Consider the following 19,197-nt stretch of genomic DNA (forward strand, 5'->3'; position numbering starts at 1 on the left):
TTTTTAGCTTAAAAAAACTCTTAGAAGATCACCACCAAAAATGGCAAATCATTTTTGAACTAGATCAATATTTGAGGAAAAATAGTGGCTTTATAATTGGTAAAACTTTGAGTTATAAATACCACCATTGTGTCCACCTATATAAGACTAATTTTAGTATCAGTTAGATTTTTGCTAATAGTTGACATTATACATTAACTCCTTTAGGCTTTCCAAGAAGTAAATCAAGTAAAATCTTCTTATCAGCAATTTGAATGTCTATGACATTTAAATTGCTGATAAATTGCTAGTAGATGGATTTGCAGAAAACTACTGATTGCACCTAGGTAAAAAGAAAAGTGCTAACCACAAAAATGGTTTCTTCTGGTCTATCTACTTACTCTAAAGATTTACTGCATAGGGATGCAAATCTATATGTTGATGAAAATATCGTGCTAACAGTAGCATCTGCAAAATTTTTCTCCATTCTTTATGAAATCATTAACTTCAACAGAGAACATTTCAGCCAATTGATGGCTTGGCCAAGTTTCGTAAACCATGAAAAAATACATCCAATTTTCTTAATTCATGTTTACGCACGCATAAAAACAATGAAAGTAAAACATACGTTATTTGTTTAATAACAATCCAGTCAATTTGCTTTCTTTTATAGCACCGATACAGGAAATAAAACCGCGTATATTAGATACTGGCTCGATATAAGAGCTCAGGATAAAGGAATTATCAGACGTGCGATTAAAACATTAATTGATTACTATGCATCACATTGCATTATAAAGCGCTTTGTAATCAAATGCTTCACTGCAAATCAGAAAAGCAATAAAGTTGCTCAGCATTGTGGCTTTGTATATGAAGGAACACTTAGAAAAGCGGAATATTTAAATGGTTTTTTTCATAATCAAAATATTTACAGTTGGATTTCACCAAATATGTAATAAATTGACCATAAGCGATTATAATTAAAGTATATTTATAAATCTCATGATCATAAATTTGACTAATAAATACTTAAAAAAATTAAATTACAGAAATCTTCTATGCTCACAAAAAATTTGTAATAATCAGTCTTATATCTAAAAGGTTACGATATCACACCGTCATTTTGCACCTTAAAGCAACAAATGCTGCATCAGCCATAATATAAAGCACTAGGAGTAAACTGTTTACAGTTAGCTATCTTCATATAATATTCAATAAAAGATGCTCTTTGCTCTACGCATTAAATTAAACAGTATTAGTGGAGTAGCTTCATCTTGCACAATAAAAGTTATAAACACTTTATTCACTTCACTAACAAACAAAACGCTTGAATAGCTTGTCTCGTTACGCACCGAATTTTTTCAAAACTCATACTTGAATTATACACTTAATGATCGCAACAATCTCTTCTATACAAAATTGCATTTTTCTATAATATATATATGCAATACATAAATATTTATTTTCTAAAGTTTATACCCTAGATTCAATTAATTTGTAATACCTTGTTGTTCTAAAAACCTTGCTAACATTAGAAGAATAACCTCTATTTTGTTATGACTTTGCTTTTTAGAAAAAATTTTATCTATTTTCTCAGCGTCAACTTCCATAATTTTGCGAAACAACACTGCATAAATAATTAAATGAGCAGACAAAACATCACCTTTGTAGCGATTTCGTTGTACCACATTATTACTGCGTTCTAAAGGTTTCAAAAATAGTTTATTTGAAATCATAAGAATTATTAAAATATTTTTCTCCTTTACGACTCACTCTTAACATGCTTCCATAGAGGGGATTACCTTTTTTTGAGTAATTTTAGTTTTAATAATTAAAGGGAACTTCCCAAAAATGGATTATAAACAAAATTCCAACGAAAATCATCGCAGCAAACTACAACGTGGACTAGATACTCGCCATGTGCAACTCATTGCCATTGGTGGCGCTATTGGAACAGGTCTTTTCATGGGGTCGGGAAAGACAATCAGTGTTGCAGGTCCTTCAATTATATTAGTTTATGCTATTATTGGCTGTGTTCTCTATTTTGTGATGCGCGCTATGGGAGAATTACTGCTTTCCAATATACAATACCGCTCTTTTATTGATTTTTCTGCTGATCTGCTAAGACCAGGAATTGGTTTTTTTATTGGTTGGACTTATTGGTTATGCTGGGTTGTAACTGGAACTGCAGAGATTATTGCTATCATAAGTTATACACATTTTTGGTGGCCTTCACTCAATGCATGGGGAATTGCTTTCATTTGTGTTATTTTCTTTTTAATGTTTAATCTTTTAGCAGTAAAATTGTTCGGTGAACTTGAATTCTGGTTTGGTCTTATAAAAATCATAGCAATATTAGCATTAATTATTGTTGGGTGTTTTATGATTTGTACAGGCTTTACCTCTCCAAATGGTACTGTTGCTTCTCTTAGTAATGTTTGGAACGACGGGAATATCTTTCCTAGAGGGCTTACAGGTTTTTTTGCTGGATTTCAAATTGCTCTTTTTTCTTTTGTTGGCATCGAGCTTACTGGAACAACTGCAGCTGAGGTCAAAGAACCTAAAAAAATTCTGCCAATGGCAATTAACTCAATACCTCTTCGTATTGTATTATTTTATATATTTTCTCTCGTTGTGATTATGTCAGTTACACCTTGGGATCAAATTATTCCAGACAAAAGTCCATTTGTTGCAATGTTTTGGCTTATTGGTATTCCAATAGCTGCTAGTTTGGTAAATTTTGTTGTTCTTACATCAGCAGCGTCTTCCGCCAATAGCGGTATTTTTTCTACCAGCCGCATGGTGTATGGGCTTGCAACTAAGCGAGGAGCGCCTCATCTTTTTGGAAAGCTTTCCAGCAACCGTGTTCCAGCCAATGCGCTACTCTTTTCTTGCATATGCATTTTATTAGGATATACAGTCTCATCGCTATCTTCGAGCGTTATACACGCGTTTACAATTGTAACCACTATCGCATCGATCTTATTTATATTTGTATGGTCTGTAATTTTAATTAGTTATATTATGTATCGTCATAATCGTCCTGCACAACACGCAACTTCCATCTATAAAATGCCAGGAGGCGTTATCGTATGTTGGGCAATTTTGGTGTTCTTTGCTTTCATAATCTTCTTGTTGACGTTAGAAACTGATACTTTAATAGCTTTAAAATATATTCCATTATGGTTTATCTTCTTAGGTGCGATGTATTTAATATTTGCAAAAAAGAACTTTATTAAAGATAAGAAATAAAATTTATATATAAAAAAATATAATAATAAAGGGCAACTTCTGTTGCCCTTTATTATTTAGTGTATACGTTCAAAAATAAAAATTTAATTACGCTCTTTATTAACTAAAGCGTTAGATTTAATCCAAGGCATCATCGCACGAAGTTTTTTTCCAACTTCTTCAATAGGATGGCGATCATTTAAGCGTCGCATAGTTTTAAAATGAGCGGCACCAGCCTTGTATTCTTGAATCCAATTCGATGTAAACTTACCCGTTTGAATATCTTTTAAAATACGCTTCATCTCTGCTTTAGTTGCATCAGTAATCACACGTGGACCAGACATATACTCGCCCCATTCAGCTGTATTGGAAATTGAATAATTCATGTTTGCAATGCCGCCTTCATACATAAGATCAACAACAAGTTTAACTTCATGCAAACACTCAAAATAAGCCATTTCTGGCGCATATCCTGCTTCTGTTAATGTTTCAAAACCTGCACGAACAAGCTCAACAAGTCCGCCACAAAGAACAGCTTGTTCACCAAAAAGATCTGTTTCACATTCTTCTCTAAAAGTTGTTCCAATGATACCAGCGCGTCCACCACCAATACCACAAGCATAAGATAAAGCTATATCATGAGCATGTCCTGAAGCATCTTGCGCAACCGCAATCAAGCAAGGAATGCCACCACCATGTTGATATTCATTGCGAACTGTATGACCTGGACCTTTAGGAGCAATCATTACAACATCAACTGTTTTCTTAGCTTCAATTAAGCCAAAATGAACACTCAAACCATGAGCAAAAGCAATCACTGCCCCATCACGTAAATGATCATGAATATGTTCTTTATAAATATCAGCCTGCAACTCATCGGGTGTTACCATCATAATCAGATCTGCCCACTTTGCCGCTTCAGCAACATTAACAACCTCAAAACCATCTGCAATAGCCTTTTTAGCTGTCCCCGAATCTGGACGCAAAGCAATTTGCACATTTTGAACACCAGAATCTCTTAAATTTAAGGCATGCGCACGCCCTTGTGAGCCATAACCGACAATGGCTACTTTTTGTCCTTTAATTAAATTAATGTCCGCATCATGATCATAATAAATATCCATGAAAACACTTCCTTATATTTACATTACGCTAAACTTTAAATATTTTTATTGAATAAAAGTCAAACCTCTCATCATCACTTCGTGCATAATGAATAACAAAATCATTATTCATAACACTACAGTAATTGAATAGTCTTTACATATTGCATAAAAAAATACGGCCCCCCCCCAAATCTTGCAAAAACACACCCAAGTTTAAAGATAAATTTCACCCGCTGCTCAAAACGATGTATTATACAAGACAATATTATGAAGAAGAATACATACTTTATACTCTTCGCTCTACGTAATAAATCCTTATATCCTTAAAATAAAAATACATCATGCAATTTCTTGAGCATGAACCAAATTAAAGCGGATAGCAAGAAAAATCATAAAATAAGCATACTAGCTTTTTATACTTTAACACAAAAAGCCAATTTCGCTTATTTCACGATACAAAATATCCATCCATACAATCTTGCGCACTATTTTAATAAAAACAATATTTTCAAAATTTTATTTTTATTTCTTTTTAAAGATCACATAAGAAGATCTCATTAACTATCTTCACAACGATAAGCATCTTTACAAAAATATTTAACGCACTAAACCACACAGAAGAATAAAGATTTATAAATGAATACATCAGCCAAATAGTGTCACAATACTATTTATCTTAGGCATATGCAAAACTGTTCTTAAAAAAGATTACGACAATAATCGAATGAACCGCTGAACAGTTTCATGCATTCCATATTCTAATGCATCAGCAATAAGCCCATGACCAATTGAAACTTCATTAAGCCAAGGAATATGATTAACAAGGGTAGGAAGATTAGTAATTGTCAAATCATGACCTGCATTAACACCTAATTGCAATTCTTTGGCTTTTGTTGCTGCTAAAATAAGTTTATTCAATTCTTGCTCCTGCTTTGTCTTATCTTTAAACGCACCACCATAAGGTCCAGTATAAAATTCTACACGATCAGCACCAATCGCTTTGGCAATATCAAGACCATCTGCAACAGGATTAGCAAATAACGATACACGAATTTTTTTTTCTTTTAAGCGCTGAACAATGGGCATCAAAAATTCCGCATTATGAATAAAATCCCAACCATGATCAGAAGTTGATTGAGCTGGATCATCAGGGACAAGGGTAATCTGATCAGCATACTTTTCTGCCAAATTCAAAAATGTATCACTTGGATAACCTTCAATATTAAACTCTGCAGTAGGAAAAGCGCTAGTAATTAAACAATGTATGTCTGGTAAATCAACAAAACGAATATGTCGTTCATCTGGTCGTGGATGAACCGTCAAACCTGCCGCGCCAGCTGTAAGCGCTATATGCCCAATATCCTTGATATTAGGCCACGGAAGATCACGCCGATTACGCAAAACAGCAACAGCATTGAGATTAACCGAGAGTTTCACCATTATGCACATTTCCATATATAATTTTAAAGGCAGAAAAAAGATACACACCCCAGCATAATTTTAAACAACAAAAATATTTTTTTATCGAACAATTGTCAAATGCTCTGCCGCACGTGTAATTCCAGTATAAAGCCAGCGTGCATACATATCACGAAATGCAAAACTTTCATCAAATAAAACCACATTATCCCATTGAGATCCTTGCGCTTTGTGAACAGTTAATGCATATCCATAATCAAAATCATCATATCTTTTTTTCAATTGCCATGAAATCTCATTATCAGGATTTTCAAACACTGCTTTTAAAAGCTTAATCTTTACCACTCCACGCTCACTCTCTTCTGGTTTAATGAGAAGATTAATATTCGGTTTCACAGTTTCCTTCTGTGAAGTCATGACTTTCCATAAAGAACCATTCAACAAGCCCTTAGCAGGATCATTGCGCAAACACACAAGTTTGTCACCCGCTTGTGGATAATCTGCTGTAAATCCCTTCAACTCACGCAAACGCTTATTATAAAGGTGACGTGTTCGGTTAACCCCTACCAAAAGCTGATCAGCATCCAAAACCAATTGTTGATCCAATTCTTTACGCGTAACAACACGAGCTCTCCCATAGTCACCATAAGCAATATCACGTCCTTCACGCACATCCATTGCTAAACGAACAATCGGATTATCACGCGCTTGTCGATGAATTTCTGAAAGAAGAAAATCTGGCGTACCATTGGAAAAAAAACCACCTCCTGATATCGGGGGCAACTGACCTGGATCACCAAGAACAAGTATTGGCGTCCGAAAGCTCATTAAATCGCGCCCTAATTGCTCATCCACCATTGAACACTCATCGACAATAATAAGCTTAACCTGTGCAGCCGAACTTCTTCGATTTAGTGCAAATGTAGGCGCAACAGATTTCTTTCCCGTAACCTCATCGGCAACTTCTTCCTCTCCACGTGGACAATAAATCAACGAATGAATAGTACAGGCATTGCTCGCACCTTTAGAACGCAAAACCTGTGCCGCCTTACCTGTAAACGCAGCAAACTGGACAGAGCCATCAACTGTTTCAGCAAAATAGCGAGCAAGTGTTGTCTTCCCCGTTCCCGCATAGCCAAAGAGACGAAAAATAGGAGAACGCCCATCCTTTAACCATGCAGCAACAGCCTTCAATGCATTATCTTGTTCCGGTGAAAACTGCATAATTTATCAAAATAAGATTCGCATAAAAAGAGCAAGCATTTTGAAAACAAAGCAAATACCAAGGAAAATCTTTGTCATTAAAATTTTTTGATACATGGACATCCAACCACTCTCAAAATGCTTCCACGGTCTAAAAATTTGCACCCACGTAAACTTGCACAACCATCTAGATCAAATCTCATTTTTGTTGATCAAAATATTTTATTTTACAATAACATACAAACAGCAAAATTAATACATGCAGTAAACTTAAAAAGTTTGCATATAAACTACTGCTAAATCATATACGTCAAATACCTTATACACAAAATTGTCCTTCAGTAGGAATAGCATTCGCGACTGCTTCATCGTTAGCCTCATCAGGCAATAACATATCATTATGCGCACACCCAGACGGAATCATTGGAAAACAATTTTCTAAATTATGAATACGACAATCGAAAAAAACTGGCTTATCACAGTTAATCATCTGCTGTATTTTATCATCAAGCTCCTCTGGTTTGGAACAATGAATACCAACCGCTCCATAAGCTTCCGCCAGTTTAACAAAATCAGGCATTGATTCTGTATAAGAATGAGAAAGACGATTGCCATGCAGCAATTGCTGCCATTGGCGAACCATGCCCATATACTGATTATTTAAAATAAAAATTTTCACAGGTGCATTATGTTGAACTGCTGTTGCAAGTTCTTGAATATTCATCTGAATTGAAGCATCACCAGAAACACATACAACAAGCGCATCAGGATGTGCGATTTGCACACCAATAGCAGCAGGCAAGCCATACCCCATAGTCCCAAGACCACCAGAAGTCATCCAATGATGGGGTTGATCAAAATGATAATATTGTGCAGCCCACATCTGGTGCTGCCCAACATCAGTTGTGATATAAGCGTTCATATCTTTAGTAAGGGTATAAAGTCGTTCAAGAGCGTATTGCGGCATAATAACATCTTTTTTCTCTGCATATGCCAATGAATTTCGAGATTTCCAGCGATTAATTTGTGCCCACCATACGTCACGGCTTTCGTTCTTAAATATTGGTTGATGCATACGCAAGCACCGCATCATATCTCCTAAGACATAAGCCACATCGCCCACAATAGGAACCTCTACTTTCACTATCTTATTTATGACAGAAGGATCAATATCAATATGAATAATACGTGCATGAGGTGCAAACGCATCAAGTCTCCCAGTGATACGATCATCAAACCGTGCACCAACAGCCAACATAACATCACAATCATGCATAGCCATATTCGCTTCATAAGTTCCATGCATCCCAAGCATTCCAAGCCAATTTTTCCCAGAAGCGGGATAAGCGCCAAGTCCCATTAATGTTGAAGTAATCGGAAAATCCCCTAATTGAATCAATTCACGCAAAAGCTGCACAGCTTCAAGGCCTGATGAAATAACACCACCACCAGAATAAATAACAGGACGTTTTGCTTCTGCCAAAAGAGAAACAGCACATTCGATAGCTTTCGTATCTCCTTTTGGTTGCGGATAAGAATGCATAGATGTCAGTATTTGAGGCGCTCTATAAATGCCTGAAGCAAACTGAACATCTTTAGGAATATCAACCAAAACTGGTCCTGGACGCCCTGATTGAGCAATATAGAAAGCCTCATGAATGGCTGCCGCAAGATCATTTACATCCTCAACAAGACAATTATGTTTAGTGCAGGGTTTTGTAATACTAACCGTATTCGCCTCTTGAAACGCGTTTGTTCCAATCACCGTTGTTGGCACTTGACCAGAAAAACAGACAATAGGAATAGAATCCATTAATGCATCTTGCAGAGGTGTCACAGCGTTAGTTGCGCCTGGACCCGAAGTTACAAGCATAACGCCTACCTTCCCTGTACTGCGTGCATAACCTTCAGCAGCATGACCTGCTGCCTGTTCATGACGTACCAAAATATGCTGAAGTGAATCTTGTTGATAAATGACATCAAAAATAGGAAGAACAGCTCCACCAGGATAACCAAAGAGATGTTTAACTCCTTGATCAATAAGAGCTTGAATTACCATTTCAGCTCCCGACATTCTTTTGCCGTCCGCACTCTCTTTTACTCTTAGATAATCTGTCATTTTTCCCACTCATATTTTATAGATAATAAAAAAGGCTCCTAATGGAGCCTATTACACGCAAAAAGCATATATCGTATACCCCCCAATTTTCAATGCGCAACGCAGCATAAGAAAGATATTCCCTATGGTAAAAACTTTAATTCCATCAGTATAAATCGTCAATCAAAAACTACCATTCTAAAAATTTTCCATTTAAAGTGCTCTCTCTTTCTTGAGCTCCCTTTTAATTTTCTGCAATTCTTTATACGAAGAAATGAGTGTCCATTTCTCATCAAATTGATTGCGAAACCACGTCATCTGCCTCTTTGCATATCGCCTTGTTTGTGTCTTTGCTATTTCAACAGCATCATCAAAACTTTTATATCCATCTAAATAAGCCATCAGCTCACGTATACCGATAGCTTTCATCGCTGGCAATAAAGGAGAAAGCATGAACTTTTTCATAGCAGAAACCTCTTCTAAAGCTCCTTTCTCAATCATGCAATGAAACCGTTGATTAATGCGCTCATAAAGCAACTGGCGCGGTGGAATGAGAAGAATTTTTTCTGAACAATCTGATGCAATCAAGGGTGTTGTTTTTTTCTTTTGCCACCAACTTAACCTTTTTCCAGTCGCTTCATAAACTTCCAAAGCGCGTATAATACGTTGACCATCTTGCGGAGAGATTTTTTCTGATAAAAGAGTATCAACCTGTAATAACTGGCGATAAAGACTTTCAGCTCCCTCTTCATTAAGCCGAAGTCGCCATTTCTGCCGCACAACATCTGGAACATGAGGAATTTCTGAAATCCCTTCTAAAAGGGCACGAAAATAAAGTCCTGTCCCTCCCACAAAAATAAGTGACTTCGACGTAAATGTAGTTACAATTTTATTAACATCACACAACCACTGCCCCACTGAATAATGAAGAGCAGGATTGACATAACCGTAAAGATAGTGCGGAGCGATTGCCATATCCGTCTTTGTTGGTCGTGCCGTTAAAATATTCAAAACATCATAAATTTGCATAGAATCAGTATTGATAATGATAGCATTTTTTTCTTGCGCCATCCTCAACGCCAGTGCTGACTTACCACTTGCAGTAGGACCTGCTATCAATGTGACTGTTCTTTGTGTCATGAATGGAAACCTCTTATGTCCATCAATCAACAACTTATCGCAATACCCATGGATTTCTCCAAAATTTAGCACTACACTAGCATTAGGAATATTAAATTTTCAAAGCGAAAATATAAGCGATATCTGCCTGCTCACTTAAATAAAAAAGATATATGGAAGCAACCCTTTATTTTTTACATGATAAAAACCAGCACAACAAAAACTCCCCAAAAAAACACAAAAGCAATCCATTTTGAGGTCATCAATTTATAATAAACATCTGCCACAAAAAACTGCTCCGCAACTGCTAAAAATAAATACCAATTGCAAAATTATTATGCAAAATGACGCTAGCTCATCACTCATATCAGGTAATTTTCTTTTTTATATAAAAAAAGGAAAGATATCTCTTAACCCTGACACAACATCATATAAATCACGAAGAGAACAATTTTTAAAAGTCAAATAAGCTCTGTTTACAAAAACACACAAAAAAGAGCAAAATAGAGCACGTAATACCTCTAAATTACCGATCTTATATCATCATTCCGTATAATGAACTTTCCTTAAACTAAGGAGCATTAATCCATTTGAATCGTTACAACTCGTAATTCTCCATCTGAACGAGCAACAACGAATGAAGCGTATTTGCGTCCAGCCTCACGTAGCTTATGAAGTCGTTTTTTTGCTTCATCAATCGTTGTAACTGCACTCTGATTGATATCGACAATCACCTCACCAATGCGAATACGCTTTTTGTCCGCTACACTATTTTGCGCAACAGATGTCACAACCAACCCACTAAGCTTATCAGCAATTGAATAATGCTTACGCAAATCATCTGTCAACTCAGATAATGTCATTCCCATAAATTGCATTACCATGCTTTTCAATACAGCATCATTTTTTTTATCATCAGATCCTTCCAGCGTATTTTCATTTACATCTGTCTCAACTAAACGACCAAGCTTAACTTTTACTGTTTTTTCTTGTCCATTACGAAAAACTGTGACTTCTACCACCTTTCCTGCTGGACTTTCCGCGACTAAACGCGGCAAATCACGCGCGCTCTTAATCTTGACGTTCCCAAAACGAAGGATAACATCTCCAACATGCAACTGGCTATTATCTACCTCTGTATGTTTCATTTTTCCTGCAATCAAGGCACCCACAGCGTTGTCTAGTTTTAAATTTTTTGCAATATCCTCTGTCACTGGTTGAATACGAACAGCCAACCAACCACGCCTTATTTCTCCAAAATCACGCAACTGATTAATAACAGAAAGTGCCAGATCGGATGGTATAGCAAAGCCAATACCAATCGATCCTCCAGAGGGGGAAACAATTGCTGTATTAATCCCAATTACCTCACCATTTCTATCAAATAATGGGCCTCCAGAATTGCCCCTATTAATCGCGGCATCCGTCTGAATAAAATTATCATAAGGACCAGCATTAAGATCACGATTGCGAGCAGAAACAATACCAACGGTTACACTTCCACCAAAACCATAAGGATTTCCGATAGCCATAACCCATTCACCAATGCGCACTTTTTCTGAATCACCAAAACGCACGGCTGTTAATTTTTTTCTTCCTGCCTCTACTTGAAGTAACGCCAAATCAGTTTTGCTATCTTTGCCAAGCAGCTTTGCCTTTAGCTTTGTACCATCAGTAAAATTAACGACAATATCATCAGCCTCAACGATGACGTGGTAATTGGTAACAATAAGCCCCTTTTGCGCATCAATTACAAAACCAGACCCCAAAGAACGCACCTTTTGAAGTTGACTACCCTTTTGTCCTTCTTTGGGAGAAAAAAAATCACTAAAATATTCCTGCAACAATGAATCTTGTGGAATAACAGGGACAGAAGTATTTTCATCCTGCTCAGTTCCCTCAATTATCTGCACTGTAGAAATATTTACAACTGTCTTCAAAAGTTCAGCAGCTAAATCAGGAATAGAGGGAGGCATACTGGTAAGCGGAACAGCACCAGACCAACTCGTTGCTCCTGATAAAAACAAAAAAACACAGATAACAATTTTTGTGACAAAATGCTTCAGAGACGTATTTTTATCCATGATATATTTTTAACCAATACTGCAAATAGAACCACTAAATCCATTAATGCGAAATCAGCATAGCCTTATAACATATACTCTATCTTCACCATACAAAAACACACACTAAGCCTTTTATGAAAAGCTTACGGTCACAATCCATTGCCCCATCTATTTTTCCACAGATTTTGAACCAATATTATTAAAGCCAGTATTCATTGTTGGAGAAAACGCTCTGTTTTTTGCGGGGGATTACGAAAATAAAAAAAGAACGTCTCATTTGGTGAAATCACCATTGAAGTACGCTCCAAATTCCTGTACTGCTCCATCGCCAACCAAAAGTCGTAAAAAGATGGATTAGTTTCCCGCGCATTTAATAAAATGCGAATACTTTCAGCCTGACCTTCACCATGAGTAATTTCTGCATCGCGTTTTGCCGCCGCTACAATTTCCTCATATTCACGATTAGCTTCCGCCACGATACGATCCCGCTCTTGCTGACCACGCGCACGAATATTTTCTGCCGCAGCCTCACGTTCAGCTGCCATTTGCCGATATACGTCTTCTGAAACAGCATCCGTCAAATCGGTTTTGCGAATACGCACATCAACAATGGTAATACCCAATGAACCAGCATCTACAGAAAACTGCCTCTGGACTTCAGCCATCATCACACCCCGTTCATCCGATAAAGCAGCTTTAAATTCTCGCTTACCATAAACGGCACGCAAAGCATCAATAAAACGTGGCGCAAGATTTTCACGCGCTGCAATATGTGGACGTCCCGACGCAATACGCTGTAAAAACAATTTAGGATCTGCAATACGATAAATAAAGAACGCATCTACTTCATAATAAGCACCACCACGAACCTGTACAGATTGTGTAGGCACATCATAGCGCAACAATCGATTATCGATAATAACCTTCTTATCCAAAAATGGCACCTTCAAATAAATACCAGGATCAGACTCTACCTTAACAATTTGTCCAAAGCGTTTAATTGCCACCTGCTGACGAGGATAGACAATAAAAATGGACATCCACAAAGCCATCAAAACAAGCAGTACGGCACTCAATATAAACAAGAAACGGGATTGCTGCATAATTTAGCGTCCTCCAGAAATGCTAAAATCCAATGGCGATGCGGGATGCGTTGATGTTGTCTTAGCTTGTTCTGATAAATTTTTCTGTAGTAATTCATTCAGAGGTAAATAGGGTACCGCTGGAGAATTTGTTTGATCAAAAACTAACTTATTCGGTGAAGAAAGAAGACGCCCCATCATCTCCATATAAAGACGATAACGAACGGCCTCTGGTGAAATCGCAGCCTCACGAGCTATAGCCTGAAAACGCTCAGCACGTCCTGTTGCTTCTTCAACCATTTGCGCCTTTTTACCTTTTGCAATTTCCCGTGTACGCGACGCTTCCCCATTCGCTAAACCAATTTTAGTAAAACGCACACGATTCCCCTCTTCAATCATCCGTCCACGTTCTTGCTCTGCCTGCTGAACAGAGTTAAATGCAGCAGCAACCTTAGTAGGAGGAGCAGCTTCACTAATCGATACACGGTTTATTTCAACACCAAGTTGATATTTATCCACTGTCAACTGAATAATCTTTCTAACATCATCAGCAACTTCTTCTTTTTTATCACGTAAAACATCATCAACAGGACGAGAACCAATGACTTCACGCATCGCGCTCTCAGCAACTTGACGCACAGTCCCCTCTTGATCATTCACATTGAATAAAAATTGACTAGGATGTGAAATTCGATAATAAACAGAAAAGTTGACATTAACAATATTCTGATCACTCGAAAGCATCAAACCTTCACTTTGTTGCATCTGACCAGACTGACCACCAATCGCTATCGTTTTTTCTGTTAAAGGTACCTTCATATAGGTCTCAATTGGCCAAAAGTGAAAATGCAAACCATCACCAATAACCCCTGCTTTAGGCACACCAAAACGCAATTCCACAGCTTGTTCATTTTGCTGGACAATGTAAATAGATTGGTACAACCAAAGAAATACAGCAAGCAGAAACAATAAAACAAAAAGGCCGCCCCCACCAAATTGCTTGAGCTGATCCTGTCCTTTACGCAAGATATCATCAAGGTTGGAATTATCACCACCACCACTGTTACCACTAGAACCAAAAAGATTCTTAGATGATGCCTTTTTGTCACCACCAAGTTTATTTTTATCGCCATTCCATGGGCCACTGCCATTTTGATTTGTCCAGGGCATCATTACCTCTTTAACTTAGTACCGTTAATACCAATCATTCATCTGATCTTATAGGGCGCCTCTTATCTGATTACAATACAATCAGTAGTCTTTTCACTTAATGACGAACGGTTCCCTCTCTCATAAACCACAAAGCGTGTTTGATGACTATCTTTATCTCCATCTGGAATATATTGTGTTTGCACAATAGTCCATTTTTCTTTATCAAACACAGGAAAAAAACTATCACCTTCAATGGAAGCTAAAATTTCTGTCAGAAACATTTTATCAGCAATATCCAACCCTTGTTGAAAAATTTCACCTCCACCAATAATAAAAATTGCATCTGCACCATTTTGGATAGCTGCATCTTTTGCGATAGAACAAGCTTGAGACAAAGAATGTGTGATAACAGCGCCTTCTGCTGTAAATGTGCAATCGCGAGTAATTACAATATTTGTGCGCCCCGGCAAAGGACGTCCAAGAGAATCCCAAGTTTTTCTCCCCATAATGATGGGTTTACCGAAAGTTAAAGCCTTAAAACGCTGCAAATCCGTCGATAGATGCCAAGGCATCGTACCATTACGACCGATAACACCATTTTCTGCAACAGCTGCAATTAAACAGATTGGAAAAGTCATATCGCTACTGATGCCTTTATGTGCGGCTGCGCTTCATAATTAAGCAACTCAAAATCCTCAAATTTAAAAGAAAAAAGATCTTTTACCTCTGAATTTATATGCATCAGCGGCAAAGTATTTGGCACACGAGACAACTGTAATTTAGCCTGTTCAAAATGATTAGAATAGAGATGAGCATCACCAAGAGTATGAATAAAATCACATGCTGTAAGACCGCTTACTTGCGCAATCATCATCGTTAGTAAAGCGTAGGAAGCAATATTGAATGGAACACCTAAAAAAATATCCGCTGAACGCTGATAAAGTTGGCAAGATAACTTACCATCAGCAACGTAAAACTGAAAAAAACAATGACACGGCGGCAAAGCCATTTCTTCTACTAATGCAGGATTCCATGCAGATACAATCAATCGACGAGAATGAGGCACTTCCTTAATCATAGTCAAAAGATTACTGATTTGATCAATATGGCGCCCATCAGGAGCTGGCCAAGAACGCCACTGATAGCCATAAATAGGACCAAGATTCCCCTTTTCATCAGCCCATTCGTCCCAAATTGATACACCATGTTCCTTTAACCATGCAATATTTGTATCACCTTTAAGAAACCACAAAAGCTCATAAATGATCGAGCGCAAATGCAATTTTTTCGTTGTCAGCAAAGGGAATCCAGCCTGCAAATTAAACCGCATCTGATACCCAAAAACCGACCGTGTCCCCACACCAGTTCGATCTATGCGATCAACGCCATTATTTAAAACATGAGATAAAAGATCAAGATAAGTTTTCATAGTAAGTATTATGGCCGATTCTATTAATTACAGAAAATAAAAATTACAAATTTCATAAAAATATAATCTCATTTTCTCTTTTTACACATCCTACACAAGAAATTATCATGATACGATTAAAGCTTTGACGCAAGTGATAAAATACTGTAATCAGCTTTTAAAGAGTATAATGAAGATTTTGGCGCGATAAATACTGTAATCACCTTGTTTGAAAAGTAAACATACATAAAAATACAAGAGGGGAAATAACTTTATGGAAAGTCAAACAGCTTTAGCACCAAATGATACAAAAAAACGCGTTCTGTCCATCATATCTAGCGCATCAGGCAATCTAGTAGAGTGGTATGATTTTTATGTCTATTCTTTCACATCTATCTACTTTGCATCACAGTTTTTTCCTTCCGATGGCGATGTTGTTACCGAACTTTTAAAGTCTTCCGCTGTCTTTTTTATCGGTTTCCTCATGCGTCCAATCGGCGGTTGGCTTTTCGGATTTATTGCTGATCGTTATGGACGAAAGCGTTCAATGCTTATTTCTATTTTTATGATGTGCGGTGGATCCTTTTTGATTGCCATACTTCCTACTTATGAAGCTATTGGAGGCGCTGCAGCAGTTTTGCTTCTTTTACTCCGCATGATGCAAGGACTTTCTGTTGGTGGCGAATATGGTACAACAGCAACCTATATGAGTGAAGTTGCTCTCAAAAATCGTCGTGGTTTCTTTAGCTCTTTCCAATATGCTACGCTCATTGGTGGTCAACTTTTGGCTAGTTTGGTTATGTTCGTTTTAGCACTTTATTTGACAGAAGATCAATTAAAGTCATGGGGTTGGCGTATTCCTTTCGCAATTGGTGGGCTGGGAGCAATTGTTGCAATTTATCTACGCCGTTCACTGCATGAAACAACTACAAAAGAGAGCCGTGCTAAACAACAAGCTGGCAGCCTTAGAGGACTTCTACGCAATCATGGAAAAGCTTTCTTGCTGGTTATGTGCTTTACAGCCGGAGGATCGCTCACATTTTATACATACACAACTTATATGCAAAAATATCTGATTACAACAACTGGATTTGATAAGCATACTGCCACGACTATAATGACTATTGCACTTTTTGTTTTCATGCTCATCCAACCGATGTTTGGTTTTTTGGCTGATAAAATTGGAACAAAAATTTCACTGCTTATCTGGAGCACCTTATCCATCATTTGTACAATTCCAGCACTTAAAATCATTGGTAGCACTGATAATAGATGGGTTGCACTGCTGATTATTGTTGGAATGTTTTGTATTATGAGTTTTTACACATCCGTTTCTGGTATCGTAAAAGCAGAAATGTTTCCTTCTTCAGTACGAGCAATGGGAGTTGGCTTATCTTATGCTATTGCCAATGCACTATTTGGTGGCTCTGCTGAATCTGTAGCACTTCAATTTAAAAAAATGGGATATGATGTATTTCATTTTTATATAGTCGGTATGATGATTATTGCATTCACCGCAATTGCTTTGATGCCAGATGCTCGAAAAAAAGGATATCTGCAAGGAGATGATATTCATTAAATCTTCTATATGAGTATGTAAGTAAAAAAGCCCAATAAATTGGGCTTTTTTTGTAACTATTGCATAAAAATTTAATTTTGATACCATTTACAATTTATCAAGTGCATTTAATTTTTTCGCAACCAAATAATAAAAAGTCATACGACTTTTTCTCCGATTTTCAGACATCATATCTGCAACTTTTGAAACAGCTGTTTTAGCGTTCTTCTGATCAGCACCTAATACATCTTGAACCCATTTTTCAACGCGCTCTAATTCTTTTGGATCCGATGTGGCAACTAACGATGCATCCTGCTTTCTCATTACTAAAGCTAAACGATGATGAAGCCGTTTTATTGCAGCTTCATCGGGATTTGGGTCGTATAATTTAATATCTGCTAGATCATCTTTCATTCTGTAATTCTCCTCCCAAAAATTAACGGCTGTATTCTACAGCCGCATCATCTAGATTAATAAATAACTAGAGGATTTAAAATATTAACAACCCCCCCTTTCCCAAAGACGGTTCTTCGTTTATATTTAAAGAGCTGGCTTGCCAGCTATGGTAATAAATGAACAATGAAATAAACTCATTGGACCCGGGGGCGGTACCCGGCGCCTCCACCAAAATATAACAAGTAAAGTTATATTTTAGTGGGGGCGAAATAGGATCGACAAGAGCGTAAAGATTGCTTTTTTACTCGGCATAGTACCACCGTTATCGGACTAAATAAGTAGTTGCAAATGACAACAACTATGCGGGAGCACGTCTCGCTGCTTAATGCAGTGCGAATGCTTCAAATTAAGTCTTAAATCATCGCAGGTTTAAGCGGGGTTCGGAGGCACCTGGCAACAGAAGCCTTCATTTTGTAAGTATTATGAATTGATCTTTCAGACATTATTTGCCATAAATTTTTTTCTCGATTAATTTAGGTGCATCGTAGATAAAATATTGTTAGTTTAAAGAAACATTTTATTGCACGATATTATTCACCCTTAGCTATTGTATGAAATAAAAGGAATAAACTTCGATGGTTCAAGATCAAATCCGTTACGATGTTCTTGTTCAAGATGCACTCCGTGGAGTTATCCGTAAGGTTTTATTAGAAGTTGCCACAGCAGGTCTTCCAGGAAATCACCATTTTTTTATTACTTTTTTGACAACTGCACCAGGAATAAAAATTTCTAATCGACTTAAAAGTCGCTATCCTGAGCAAATGACAATAGTATTACAACATCAATTTCGAGATTTAAGCGTATCAGAAACTGCTTTCGAAGTGACACTCTCTTTTAAAGAAGTTTCTGAAAAATTGGTGATTCCTTTTTCTTCTATCCAAGTGTTTTATGATCCTGTAGCAGCATTTGAAGCAGCATTTGACTTACCTTCAAATCTCACCTCTAAAGAAAACAAAGGTTTAGAAAATACCACGTGCACACCTGTAATGTTATCGGACAAACAAAAAAAAGAAGCAAACATATTTACAAAAGAACAAATTTCTAAAACAAATAAAAAACCCTCAAACAATGACGTCAAACAAAGTGCTGACGTTGTATCCTTGGATTCTTTTCGAAAAAAATAAATAAATTTTCTCATGACTGAACCGATTAACCTTCGTCATTTTCGCAAACAAAAAAAACGTGCAGAACAAGCCGTTCATGCAGAGGAGAATCGCTATCGTTTTGGACGAACAAAAGTGGAGAAACGTTTAGAGAAAAAAGAAGCTCTAAAAACTCAAAAATTTCTTGATCAGAATCGTTTATGTCACGATGAATAAG

The 19,197-nt window shown here is 37.1% G+C and carries 16 protein-coding genes, 1 other RNA gene and 1 pseudogene; 6 read left to right on the top strand and 12 right to left on the bottom strand.

The annotated features are described in order from the left end of the window. Window positions 1-698 precede the first annotated feature (698 nt). The gene (locus V5N67_RS03115; RefSeq protein WP_442879237.1) at window positions 699-935 is read left to right on the top strand and encodes a GNAT family N-acetyltransferase; all 237 of its coding nucleotides are present in this window, start codon (window positions 699-701) and stop codon (window positions 933-935) included. Window positions 936-1,469: 534 nt separating this feature from the next. Here V5N67_RS03115 and V5N67_RS03120 read toward each other — a convergent pair. Then, window positions 1,470-1,667: a hypothetical protein gene (locus V5N67_RS03120; RefSeq protein WP_332060448.1), complete on the bottom strand. Its 198-nt coding sequence runs from the start codon at window positions 1,665-1,667 to the stop codon at window positions 1,470-1,472. Window positions 1,668-1,830: 163 nt separating this feature from the next. Between V5N67_RS03120 and V5N67_RS03125 the strand changes: the two genes are divergently transcribed. Continuing rightward, window positions 1,831-3,231, top strand: a complete 1,401-nt coding sequence (locus tag V5N67_RS03125; protein WP_332060449.1) for an amino acid permease — start codon at window positions 1,831-1,833, stop codon at window positions 3,229-3,231. An 83-nt stretch (window positions 3,232-3,314) separates the two neighbouring features. On the opposite strand, the gene ilvC is transcribed toward V5N67_RS03125, so the two are convergent. From ilvC to V5N67_RS03175, 10 genes and pseudogenes are all read right to left on the bottom strand, one after another. Next, entirely contained in the window at window positions 3,315-4,334 is a 1,020-nt protein-coding gene (ilvC, locus tag V5N67_RS03130) for a ketol-acid reductoisomerase (protein ID WP_332060450.1), read from the bottom strand. A gap of 690 nt (window positions 4,335-5,024) precedes the next feature. After that, window positions 5,025-5,759 carry a pyridoxine 5'-phosphate synthase gene (locus tag V5N67_RS03135; RefSeq protein ID WP_332060548.1) on the bottom strand — a complete coding sequence of 245 codons (735 nt, stop codon included), beginning with the start codon at window positions 5,757-5,759 and terminating at the stop codon, window positions 5,025-5,027. A gap of 78 nt (window positions 5,760-5,837) precedes the next feature. Further along, window positions 5,838-6,959, bottom strand: coding sequence for an ATP-dependent DNA helicase (locus tag V5N67_RS03140; protein ID WP_332060451.1), 1,122 nt, complete (start codon window positions 6,957-6,959; stop codon window positions 5,838-5,840). Between the two features lie 298 nt (window positions 6,960-7,257). Further along, entirely contained in the window at window positions 7,258-9,057 is a 1,800-nt protein-coding gene (locus tag V5N67_RS03145) for an acetolactate synthase 3 large subunit (RefSeq protein WP_332060452.1), read from the bottom strand. A gap of 192 nt (window positions 9,058-9,249) precedes the next feature. Continuing rightward, entirely contained in the window at window positions 9,250-10,176 is a 927-nt protein-coding gene (gene miaA / locus V5N67_RS03150) for a tRNA (adenosine(37)-N6)-dimethylallyltransferase MiaA (protein ID WP_332060453.1), read from the bottom strand. Window positions 10,177-10,736: 560 nt separating this feature from the next. Then, window positions 10,737-12,239: a Do family serine endopeptidase gene (locus V5N67_RS03155; protein WP_332060454.1), complete on the bottom strand. Its 1,503-nt coding sequence runs from the start codon at window positions 12,237-12,239 to the stop codon at window positions 10,737-10,739. 150 nt (window positions 12,240-12,389) lie between these two features. Beyond that, window positions 12,390-13,324 (bottom strand): annotated as a pseudogene (gene hflC / locus V5N67_RS03160) (protease modulator HflC). Window positions 13,325-13,327: 3 nt separating this feature from the next. Next, window positions 13,328-14,473, bottom strand: a complete 1,146-nt coding sequence (hflK, locus tag V5N67_RS03165; protein WP_332060549.1) for an FtsH protease activity modulator HflK — start codon at window positions 14,471-14,473, stop codon at window positions 13,328-13,330. A 62-nt stretch (window positions 14,474-14,535) separates the two neighbouring features. Further along, window positions 14,536-15,093 carry a dihydrofolate reductase gene (locus tag V5N67_RS03170; RefSeq protein WP_332060455.1) on the bottom strand — a complete coding sequence of 186 codons (558 nt, stop codon included), beginning with the start codon at window positions 15,091-15,093 and terminating at the stop codon, window positions 14,536-14,538. Beyond that, window positions 15,090-15,884, bottom strand: coding sequence for a thymidylate synthase (locus tag V5N67_RS03175; RefSeq protein ID WP_332060456.1), 795 nt, complete (start codon window positions 15,882-15,884; stop codon window positions 15,090-15,092). Before V5N67_RS03175 ends, V5N67_RS03170 begins: the two co-directional genes overlap by 4 nt. A gap of 253 nt (window positions 15,885-16,137) precedes the next feature. Here V5N67_RS03175 and V5N67_RS03180 point away from each other — a divergent pair, with 253 nt between their 5' ends. After that, window positions 16,138-17,442, top strand: coding sequence for an MFS family transporter (locus V5N67_RS03180; protein ID WP_332060457.1), 1,305 nt, complete (start codon window positions 16,138-16,140; stop codon window positions 17,440-17,442). Between the two features lie 87 nt (window positions 17,443-17,529). On the opposite strand, the gene V5N67_RS03185 is transcribed toward V5N67_RS03180, so the two are convergent. Next, on the bottom strand, window positions 17,530-17,835 hold the full coding sequence (locus V5N67_RS03185; protein ID WP_332060458.1) for a DUF2853 family protein: 306 nt from the start codon (window positions 17,833-17,835) through the stop codon (window positions 17,530-17,532). A gap of 94 nt (window positions 17,836-17,929) precedes the next feature. Here V5N67_RS03185 and ssrA point away from each other — a divergent pair. The 3 genes from ssrA (at window position 17,930) to V5N67_RS03200 (ending at window position 19,196) form a co-directional block, all read left to right on the top strand. Continuing rightward, window positions 17,930-18,288, top strand: a transfer-messenger RNA (tmRNA) gene (gene ssrA / locus V5N67_RS03190). A gap of 164 nt (window positions 18,289-18,452) precedes the next feature. Continuing rightward, on the top strand, window positions 18,453-19,001 hold the full coding sequence (locus V5N67_RS03195; protein ID WP_332060459.1) for an SspB family protein: 549 nt from the start codon (window positions 18,453-18,455) through the stop codon (window positions 18,999-19,001). Between the two features lie 12 nt (window positions 19,002-19,013). Beyond that, the gene (locus V5N67_RS03200; RefSeq protein ID WP_332060460.1) at window positions 19,014-19,196 is read left to right on the top strand and encodes a DUF4169 family protein; all 183 of its coding nucleotides are present in this window, start codon (window positions 19,014-19,016) and stop codon (window positions 19,194-19,196) included. The last annotated feature ends 1 nt before the right edge of the window (window position 19,197 follow it).

Source organism: Bartonella rhinolophi (assembly GCF_036576165.1).
Classification (GTDB): Bacteria; Pseudomonadota; Alphaproteobacteria; order Rhizobiales; family Rhizobiaceae; genus Bartonella.